General features: G+C 73.0%; 2 protein-coding genes. Both read right to left on the bottom strand.

Annotation, left to right across the window (positions count from 1 at the left end; all coding sequences use genetic code 11):
* The coding region (locus tag IJH84_RS00140) for an HAD family phosphatase (RefSeq protein WP_295138687.1) at window positions 1-550 on the bottom strand (550 nt) is incomplete at its 3' end.
* A gap of 382 nt (window positions 551-932) precedes the next feature.
* Window positions 933-1547 (bottom strand): sigma-70 family RNA polymerase sigma factor, encoded by a 615-nt coding sequence (locus tag IJH84_RS00135; protein WP_295138685.1) that lies wholly within the window; start codon window positions 1545-1547, stop codon window positions 933-935.
* Window positions 1548-1663 lie beyond the last annotated feature (116 nt).

Here is a 1663-nt window from a genome sequence, read left to right as displayed (position 1 = left end):
TCTCCCCGACCAGCCGGCCGGTGTAGACACCGTCGGCGTGCCCGGCCACCGTGCCGAGCGCTCCGGTCAGCCCGAGCCGCCGCGCGATGATCTGCGCCAGCTCCACCGGGGTCGCGGTGACCAGCCACACCCGCTGACCGGCGTCCAGGTGCATCTGGGCCAGCGCGCGGGTGCCCGCCCAGATCCGGTCGGCCAGCAGCTCGTCGTAGATCTCCTCGCTGAGTTCGACCAGCTCGGCGACGCTGCGCCCGGCCACGAACGACAGCGCCTGCTCCCGGCTGGCCTGCACGTCGCCCGCGCTCTCCCGGCCGCCGACGCGGAACTTGAGCTGCTGCCAGGCGAATCCGGCCAGGTCGGCGGCGGTGAAGAACTTCCGCGCGGCCATCCCGCGGGCGAAGTGGAACAGCGACGCGCCCATCATCATCGTGTTGTCCACGTCGAAGAACGCCGCCGCGGTGAGGTCGGGGGGCGCGGCCAGCGCACCGTCCGGTTCGGCACCGGCGACGGCGGCCTCGGCGGAGGCGCGTCCGGCGAGCTTCGCGCTGTCCAGCGGGAGCTGCGCCGGAATCGGGCCGTTCGGCTCGCCGCTGCCCCGGCCGTTGCGCGCGCGGCCTTCGGCCGGGCCGTCTCCGGTGCCGTTCCGGTTCGGCTGGTCGGCATCGGGCTGGTCGGCATCGTGCCTGCCGAGGCTGCGCTGGTCGTCGCCCGGACAGCCGTCGCCCTGGCCTCCGGCTGAGCCTGGACGTGTCGGCACCGCCGCGCCTCCCGGTCTCCGGCTTGGTGGGTCTCCTGGTCTGGTGGCTGGTGCGCGGGCCGTTGCCGCCGGCGCGGCGACCCGGATCAGCAGGCTCCCAGCTTAGAGGCTGCCTGCTGTCCGGTTGGCGCGGTCCACGCCGATCGACCCGGCCGGAACATGATCGTGATCCGTTCGCTCAGCGCACGTCGTCCGGCAGCAGGTGCGCGAGGCGGCGAACCGCGCGGTGCTGCAGGGCTTTGATCGCCCCTTCTCCGCGCTGCATCCGCTGCGCGGTCTCGGTGACCGAGAGCCCCTGCATGAACCGCAGCCGGATGCACTCCCGCTGGTCCGGGTTGAGCTGCCGGACGCAGTGCAACAGCTCGTGCTGGGTGGCGGCGTCGAGCACCTGCTGCTCCGGCCCGCACTGGGTCTGCGGCCGGTGCGTGTCGGTGAGGTCGGCGGCCGGGACCTCCAGCCGGTTGCGGCTGGACTTCACGTGGTCGAGCACGAGGTTCTTGGCGATCGTGATGAACCACGCGGCCACGTCCCGGCCCTGGTAGCTGACGGTCGCGATGCGCCGCAGCGCGCGCAGGAAGGTCTCGCTGGTGATGTCCTCGGCCAGGCAGTGATCGCTGACCCGGAACAGCACGTACCGGTAGACGATGTGCGAGTACTCGTCGTAGAGGCGGCCGAAGGCGTCGGTGTCGCCGTTCTGCGCGGCGTCGACGTGCCGCCAGTTGTCGCCGGGGGCGGGCTCGGCCGGTGCCGTAGCGGGCGATGGTGCCGGGCTGGGCAGCGTGCTGGTGGGCATTGTTTCGACCGACCTCCTGCCGTGGGGGCGACCCTGCCGCGGTGCCGACCGCCGCACCCCGGGTCACCGAGTTGGCTGCTGGCCTGGTGCAACGATCTGAGTCGGGGGCGTGCGCC

Source organism: Saccharopolyspora sp., from assembly GCF_017434145.1.
Lineage (GTDB): Bacteria > Actinomycetota > Actinomycetes > Mycobacteriales > Pseudonocardiaceae > Saccharopolyspora_C > Saccharopolyspora_C galaxeae.
This window is presented reverse-complemented; position numbering and strand designations above follow the sequence as displayed.

What these genes read in the sequence shown, in the direction of transcription:
- IJH84_RS00135 (WP_295138685.1), bottom strand. Translation starts at nt 1,547, where the DNA reads ATGCCCACCAGCACGCTGCCCAGCCCGGCACCATCGCCCGCTACGGCA.